The sequence below is a fragment of the Terriglobales bacterium genome (genome assembly GCA_035543055.1).
Taxonomy (GTDB): domain Bacteria; phylum Acidobacteriota; class Terriglobia; order Terriglobales; family Acidobacteriaceae; genus JAIQFD01.
Map to the genome: position 1 here is coordinate 1 of DATKKJ010000152.1, position 7508 is coordinate 7508.

General features: G+C 66.0%; 7 protein-coding genes. 1 reads left to right on the plus strand and 6 read right to left on the minus strand.

Features of this window, described 5'->3' with window-relative positions:
* The first annotated feature begins 252 nt into the window (after window positions 1–252).
* A complete protein-coding gene (locus VMS96_10420) occupies window positions 253–636 on the plus strand; it encodes an ACT domain-containing protein (protein ID HVP43837.1) in 384 nt (127 codons plus the stop codon).
* On the opposite strand, the gene VMS96_10425 is transcribed toward VMS96_10420, so the two are convergent.
* The 6 genes from VMS96_10425 to VMS96_10450 all read right to left on the minus strand — a co-directional run.
* Window positions 633–1946: a heterodisulfide reductase-related iron-sulfur binding cluster gene (locus VMS96_10425; protein HVP43838.1), complete on the minus strand. Its 1314-nt coding sequence runs from the start codon at window positions 1944–1946 to the stop codon at window positions 633–635. The two genes, VMS96_10420 and VMS96_10425, sit on opposite strands and share 4 nt — an antisense overlap.
* Window positions 1943–3274: an FAD-binding oxidoreductase gene (locus VMS96_10430; GenBank protein HVP43839.1), complete on the minus strand. Its 1332-nt coding sequence runs from the start codon at window positions 3272–3274 to the stop codon at window positions 1943–1945. Before VMS96_10430 ends, VMS96_10425 begins: the two co-directional genes overlap by 4 nt.
* Window positions 3271–4704, minus strand: a complete 1434-nt coding sequence (locus VMS96_10435) for an FAD-linked oxidase C-terminal domain-containing protein (GenBank protein ID HVP43840.1) — start codon at window positions 4702–4704, stop codon at window positions 3271–3273. Before VMS96_10435 ends, VMS96_10430 begins: the two co-directional genes overlap by 4 nt.
* Before the next feature lie 126 nt (window positions 4705–4830).
* Window positions 4831–5256, minus strand: coding sequence for a CBS domain-containing protein (locus tag VMS96_10440; protein ID HVP43841.1), 426 nt, complete (start codon window positions 5254–5256; stop codon window positions 4831–4833).
* A gap of 78 nt (window positions 5257–5334) precedes the next feature.
* The gene (locus tag VMS96_10445; GenBank protein HVP43842.1) at window positions 5335–6294 is read right to left on the minus strand and encodes a hypothetical protein; all 960 of its coding nucleotides are present in this window, start codon (window positions 6292–6294) and stop codon (window positions 5335–5337) included.
* A gap of 105 nt (window positions 6295–6399) precedes the next feature.
* Window positions 6400–7508: DUF58 domain-containing protein (locus tag VMS96_10450; GenBank protein ID HVP43843.1), on the minus strand; the 1109-nt coding region annotated here is incomplete at its 5' end.

Sequence of the window (7508 nt, forward strand, 5' to 3'; positions counted from 1 at the left end):
AAGTCGTGGCAGCCAACCTGCCGCCGACGTTGGCGGAGACACTGCCCAACGTCCCCGGCGTGAACGAGGGGAAACCGCTGGCCGTCATCTGTTCCGGCTCCACCTGCCGCCCTCCGATCTACGGCGCCGATGAGCTGACCAAGGCGCTGCGGGAAACGACAAAGTCTTAGATCCGCGTTCCTTCACGGCGCTGAATTTCGTTGACTCTTTCACTGCGCCTGCCGCAGACTTCCTGCCCACCTGGGAGGGACCATGGCACGAGTGACGCAGTTGCTGGTGCTGGCGGAGCACAAGCCGGGGACGCTGGCGCGCATCTGTTCGGAACTGGCGAAGGTCGCGGTCAACATCACGGCCATCATGGCGGCGCACGACCAGCCGGGCGGCATCCGCCTGCTAGCCACGCCTCTGCCCACCGCGCGGCGCGTGCTCGATGGCATGGGCATCCGCTACAAGGAAGAGGAAGGGATCGCGGTGCGGCTCAGCGACCGGCCTGGCGCCCTGGGAAAAGTGACGCGCAAGCTGGGCGATGCCGGGGTGAACATCGAGTACGCCTACGGCTCGATCGTCAAAGGCGAGAACCGGGCGCTGATCGTGCTCGGGGTGTCGGACGTCGCCAAGGCGGAGAAGCTGGTCTAGTACACCTTATCGAGCAGCTCGATCACGTGCTTCACTTCCATCGGCAGCTTGCGCTGCGCGACTCCCGCGCGGAGCTGCAGCATGCAGCCGACGTTGGCGGTGGCGATGACTTCGGCGCGCGTCTCCGCGACATCGTCCATCTTGACCGCCAGCACCTGCGACGCCAGCTCCGGCTGCTCCACGTTGTAGGTGCCGGCGCTGCCGCAGCACCAGTCGGGATGCCGCATCTCGATCAATTCCGCCCCGGCCGCCTCCAAGAGCTCGCGCGGTGCGCTGCGGATCCTCTGCCCGTGCGCCAGGTGGCACGGATCCTGGTAGGTGACTCTCTTGTCCAGCTTGAAGCGGGGCGACCGCAGGCCGATGGCAGCCAGGTACTCGGTGACGTCCTTTGTCTTGGTGACAAACTCCCGGGCCTTGGCGGCGTAGGCTGAGTCTTCCGCGAGCAGGTCGGCGTACTCCTTGAGGGTGGCGCCGCAGCCGGCCGCGTTGGTGACGATGGCGTCGAAATCGCCGGCCAGGAAGATATCGAGGTTGCGGCGGGCGTTGTAGCGCGCCTCGTCCAGATAGCCGCCGTGCGCCTGGAGCGCGCCGCAGCAGCGCTGTCCCTTGGGGACATGGACCTCGACCCCGTTCTGGTTGAGGACACGGATGGTCGCGCGGTTCAGCTCGGAGAAGGCGACGCTGGCGATGCATCCGGCGAGCAGCGCGACCCGCCCGCGGCGCTCCCCGATGGCCGGGAACAGCATGCCGAACTCGCTGAAGAAGAAATCGTCGTCGATGCGCGGGGCCAGGCGCTCGATCTCGTCCAGGCCGAGCAACTTCAGCGCGCCGCTGGTGCGCGCCAGCTTCTGCAATCCGGAACGCTGGTAGAAGCGCAGCAGCTTGGCGGCGCGCGAAAGCTTGCCGTTGTTGCGCAGCAACCGGGTGTAGAAATAGTCGCGGAGGACCCTCGACAGCCACGGGCGCCGATAGTTGCGTTCGATCTCGGTACGGGCGCGTTCAAGGATGAGCCCGTAGTGGACGCCCGAGGGACAGGCGGTCTCGCAGGCGCGGCAGCCCAGGCAGCGATCGAGGTGGGTGACGAAGGAATCGCCGATGGCTAGGCGGCCCTCATCGGCGAGCAGGACCTGGTAGATGCGGCCGCGGGGAGAATCCATCTCGGTGCCCAGGAGGCGGTAGGTCGGGCAGTGGTTCAGGCACAGCCCGCAATGGATGCACTGCGAGTACAGCTCCCAGGTAGGACGGTCCGGCGAGGTGAACTGGGAATGCTTCTCGGCTGTCTGGGGGCGGTCCACCGCGGGCGCACTCAAAGCATGAACCTCCCGCGATTGAGGATGCCGGCCGGATCGAGCGCCTGCTTGATGGTGCGCATCAGTCCGAGATCGGTCGGGGTGTCACCCCAGACACTGAAGTGGCGTTTGGCTTCGATGGGGCAGCGAACCACGACGGCGGAGCTGTCACGCGTGAGGCCGGCCCGTAATGCGGAGGCGGCATTCACATACTGCACGGCCGCGGGTGGATCGACGGCCAGGGGGATGAAGGCCAGCACCAGCGACCCGGCCATGCAGCGGCCCAGCAGGGCGGGCAGGAAGTTGTTCTCGATCCCGGCACGGTCGGCGGCGGCCAGCGCGGCCCCCAGAGATTCCGGCGGGACACTCAGGCTGAGGACCATGGCGTTGTGGTGGCGCTTCCGCACGGTCTCGGAGAAATCCGAGACGGCGCCCCACAACTTCTCTTCCTCGGCGCCCTCGAAATCGCCGACGATGTAGTGACCGAGTTCGTTGCGGTAGCGGGCCAGTACCGCATCGCTGCCGGCGGCACGCAGCAGCAGCCGCCAGTTCTGCGACTGCATCCCGGGAACGTACTCGGAGGCCCGTGGCGAAAGCAGGTCGGCAGCCATGAAGGGGAGCGGTGACCGCATCAGGCGATCGCGGAACTGGATGGCGCCGCCGCTGAGCAGGAAGTCGCAGACGTAGGTACGGGTCTGGCGCGGCCGCGGAAACACCTTGAAGCTCGCGCCCACGATCACGCCCAGCGTCCCCCAGCTGCCGATCATGAGCTTCATCAGGTCGTAGCCGGCCACGTTCTTCACCACCCGCCCGCCACCGCGACCGACCTTGCCGTCGCCGGTCACGAACTTGATGCCGATGCAGGACTCGCGCAGTCCGCCGTACCCGTGCTTGAGGGGGCCGGACGAGGCGGCAGCCATGGCCCCGCCGATGGTGTGCTCGGACGCCTGGGGCGGGTCCAGCGGGAGAAGCTGGTGATGCTCGCCCAGGGCACAGAAGATCGCTCCCAAGCGGGTCCCGGCAGCCATGCCGACGGTGAGATCGCCGGGGTCGTAGTGCTCGATTCCCTGCAGACGGTCCGTCCTGAGCACCAAGTCCACGCGCTCGGGAGTGAAGCCGACCCCCTGTTGGTGAAACGCTCCTGCGGGAACGGTCGCCCACCCGCGAGCGGAGGCCAGACTCAGGACGGCGGCGACTTCCTCAACCGATCCGGGCGCGACCACCGCCGCCGGCAGCACGCCGTCCACCGAGGACGTGGACAGCTCCGCCGGGTCGTCGAATACACGCCCATCGCCGACCAGAGCAGTGAGCTCCGTGCGCATGGTGGCGACAGGCGTGGCCGAGCTCACGGGTGCGCTCCCCTCGGCCTGGCGCGGGCGACGTTGATCTCGCCGCAGCCCAGCGTGGTGGGCAGGATCTTCCCGGGATTCAGCACGGCGCTGGGATTGATGGCCCGGCGCAGGCGCTCCATGACCTCGAGCTCGTCGGGCGAGAACATCATCGGCATCATGTTCTGCTTCTCCAGGCCGACGCCGTGCTCGCCGGTGATGGAGCCGCCGAGTTCGACGCACCACTGCAAGATCTCCTGGCTGATGCGGTGCACCTGCTCCACCTGCTCGGGGTCGCGCAGGTCGTAGAGGATGACGGGGTGCAGGTTGCCGTCGCCGGCGTGGAAGACGTTGCCGATGTGGACGCCGTACTTCTTCCCGACCTCGTCGATGTAGCGCAGGGTGGCGGGGATCCGGGTACGAGGCACCACGCCGTCCTGGGTGTAATAAGAATTGGCGAGCCGTCCGATGGCGGCGAAGGCGTTCTTGCGTCCCGCCCAGAGCAGTTGCCGCTCCGTTTCGTTGCGGGCGATGCGGACCTCGCGGGCGTTCTGCCGGCGGCAGATCTCAGTGACCGCGGCCTGCTGCTCGGGGATGGACTCGCGCAGCCCTTCCACCTCGATCAACAGCACGGCGCCGGAATCCATCGGATAGCCGGCGTGGGTGGCTTCTTCGACCGTGCGCAGCGTCCAGCCATCCAGCATCTCGAGCGCGGTGGGAGTGATACCCCCGGCGGTGAGCGCCACCACGGTGTTGGCGGCGTCGTCCACGGTGTTGAAGATGGCAAGCATGGTCGAAACCGCTTCGGAGATGCGGCTTAGCTTGACCGTAACTGCGGTGACGATGCCCAGCGTGCCTTCGGTGCCGACAAAGAAGCCGGTGAGATCGTATCCGGCGGAATCGGCGGCTTTGCCGCCCAGACGGGCGACATGGCCGTCGGCCAGCACTACCTCCATCCCGGTCACGTGATTCACAGTCACGCCATAAGCGAGGGTGTGCGGCCCGCCGGAGTTGGCGGCTACGTTGCCGCCGATGGTGCAGGCCCGCTGGCTGGAGGGATCGGGCGCGAAGTAGAAGCCTTCGGGGTTGACCGCCGCGCTCAGGTCGAGGTTCACCACACCGGGTTGCACCACGGCCCGCAGGTTCATCAGGTCGAGCTCGAGGATGCGGTTCATCCGCGAGAAGACCATGACGATGCCACAGTCGCGCGAGATGGAGCCTCCGCTCAGCCCGGTGCCCGCGCCCCGGGGCACGATCGAGACCTGGGCCTCGCGCGCCGCCTTCACCACTGCGACGACGTGTTCAGTGGTCTGCGGGAAGACGACCAGGCCGGGCGTGGCCTTCGCCACCCCAGCGTCGTACTCGTAGAGCATGAGGTCTTCCGGGCGGTCGAGGACGGCGTCACGGCCGAGGGTCTTGCGAAGCTGTCTGGCGATAGCCGAGAGGCGCATGGGTGGAATGCGCCATTCTATTCTTTTTTGCTACATCCCGAGCAGAGCGAGGGAGCCCTCCCTCATGACACATTTCGGGGTAGCAATAGGGCCCCTCACTTCGTTCGGGATGTTATCGACCAGCGGCTACGAGGAGTGGATGTACGCCTTGAGGTGGCGCGCTTCCTCTTCTTTTTCCTGGACTTCGTGGGCCAGGACGTCACGCAGCGAAATCAGCCCCCAGAGAGCGTTGTCCTGGCAGATGGGGAGGTGGCGGCAGTTGTGGTCGCGCATCAGCACCATGCACTCCTCGACGGTGCTCTCCGGCGTGACCGTGGCCGGATCCTTGGTCATGATGTCGGAAACCTTGGTAGTGCGGGGATCGCGGCCCTCGGCGACCACGCGCTTCATGATGTCGCGCTCGGAGAAGATGCCGACCAGCTTCTTGTCGTGCAGGACGGGCACGGCGCCGATGTTGTGCTCGACCAGGAACTTGGCTACTTCGAGCACAGTCACGTTGTCCTGCACGGTATAGGTCTGGCGGTTCTTGATGAGGTCTTTGACCTTGGCCACGAGTTCCCTCCTGACGCGCTTGCAATTGTGATACTGACAGAAGTGGAGCGGCTCCGGACAAAAGCCGCTCCCTCCTGATCAGTTCAGTCCGAAAGAATCCAGGATCTTGTTCTGCGGATCGACCAGCATGACCTGGTTCCCGTACACCACCCGGCTGAAGCCTTTGGGGAGAGCGGGAAGGCTGTTCTCGCAGACCTGGGGCATCGGTTGCACCTTCTTCTGCAGGCCCGGAGGCAACGTTCCGCCCTTCTCCAGTTGGCGCTCCAGTCCGGGGGGCAGGCTCTCCCGCTTGGCCAGCCCGGGCGGCAGCTCGGAGGCGTGTTCGATGAAGCAGCTCTGGATGGCACGCCGGTCGGCCGAGCTGAAGCCAGTGGGGACAGCAGCCGTCTCATTGAACTCCCTCATTGAGTTCCTGGAAGCCGCTGCCTGGGCGGAAGTGGTGGCCGCGGTTCCCGCCGTGGAACTGGTGACCGTCCAAGCCAGGATGGCTTCCGACTCGACGATCGCTTCCTTCTTGCCCGTGGCCGCCGCCACGCCGGTGCCGGCCGCGGCGCCTACGCCGGCTCCGATGGCCGCCCCTTTGCCGCCGCCCGCGATGGCGCCAATGATCGCGCCCGCGGCGGCTCCCCCACCGATCTTGGTGACGTTGCTCTTGGTATGCGATTGGCCCTTGATCTCAAAGGGCTCCGTCTTCAGATTCGTAGTGTGGCTGGCGTCCGACACCGAGGTGAGGGCCAGGACCAGGACGCCAGGGTCACTGAGGCGCCCGGAGCCTTTCGCGCTGACGACCTTGCCGGCGACGTCGGCTCCCTTAGCGTAGAGGGTCTTGCCATTGACCACGACCGGCTCCGACAAAGTCCCGTGAAAAATCTGTCCCGCCGTGGACTTGCCGCTGGAGAGATTATCAATCACCCGCACCTGCAGCACGGTTCCGGCAGGGATGGTGGGAGAAGGAGTGTATGAAGATTTCTTGGTCTGGGCAGTCGCGCTGAGAACCACCAGCAGGCTGACGGCGATGAGACATCCATACCGTTTCATGGGGAACTCCTGAGTCTTGGCATTCACATCCCTGGAATGGAAGACCTACTGGGGCGCATCGTACTCCGGAGAAGCGGCATAGTACAAGAGCACGCATTCGCCGCTTCACTCCGGCGAGCCGCCACGCTCCATGAAGATGAAATACGACGAAGACCACAAGCGGGTGGGGATGCTGCCGCGCGGCCGCGCGGTGATGACCACGTTGTAGTCGTCGGTGACTTGCAGGTCGTCGAGCACGGAGCGCCCTTCCTCCGGCTGCACCAGCGCCAGGTAGAGGAGGAACGCGTACACGTCGCTGTGGGCCAGACCGGGGGCCGCGAAGGAAAGGTCGGTGGGCTCGGCGTTGAAATGCCAGGCCAGCGAAGCGGCCAGTGCGACCGCGGACTCGAAGGCTCTCTCCGGCACGACCCCCGGGCTGGGATTGTCGAAGACGATGCGCAGCTTGCGCTCGTCCTCGCGGGTGAACTCGCGCACCTTCAGCGTCCGCGACTTCGCGGTCGCCTTCCAATCCACGTGGCGAGCGGAGTCCTCGGGCATGTGATCGCGGATACGGTACAGGTCGTGGCCCCGCCCGCGCACGAAGGCCTCGAATTCGCCGGTGATCATGGGCAGGACTTCAAAGAACTCGTCCGTGGGCTCGACCGACGGGTAGACGATCACCTCGCGGGTGAGCGGGATCCGGCGGGTCTTGGTGAGGAAGGCGAAGGGAAATCGGGTCGAGACGCCGAACCCGTCCTGCCGGTACCGGCCCCGGCGGTCGAACTTGAGCTGGACATCGGCGGTGATGGCGGACTTAGCCGGCAGGAACGGAAAGTACACCGATCCCGTGAAGATGGAGGACTCCGGCGGGGTGAGGGTCACCAGTTGCAGCCACAGGTCGGGCCAGCGGACCCATTGTCGCTCAGGCGGGCGATTCGGCGGAAAGGCAAAGACCGACCGCCGCCAGCGCCAGTGCCGTTCGCCCTGCTGCTTTGGGGGCACGACGCTGACCGAGAAGGAAGGCAATCGACGGCGGGTATTGCGCAAGGTCAGCCGCGCCGTGACGTTGCTTCCGGCAAAAAGATGCTCGGGCACGGAAGCGTCCAGTCCCAGGGAGCGCAGCACCCCGGCCGAAGCGACCCCGGAGACCAGGATGGCAGCCAGCATGGCGGAGACGATGATGAACAGCAGGTTGTTCCCGGTATTCAAGGCGGCGACGCCGATCACCAGCACCA

Coding starts and splice junctions, on each gene's coding strand:
- VMS96_10420 (HVP43837.1), top strand. CDS start 253: ATGGCACGAGTGACGCAGTTGCTGGTGCTGGCGGAGCACAAGCCGGGG.
- VMS96_10435 (HVP43840.1), bottom strand. CDS start 4,704: ATGCGCCTCTCGGCTATCGCCAGACAGCTTCGCAAGACCCTCGGCCGT.
- VMS96_10445 (HVP43842.1), bottom strand. CDS start 6,294: ATGAAACGGTATGGATGTCTCATCGCCGTCAGCCTGCTGGTGGTTCTC.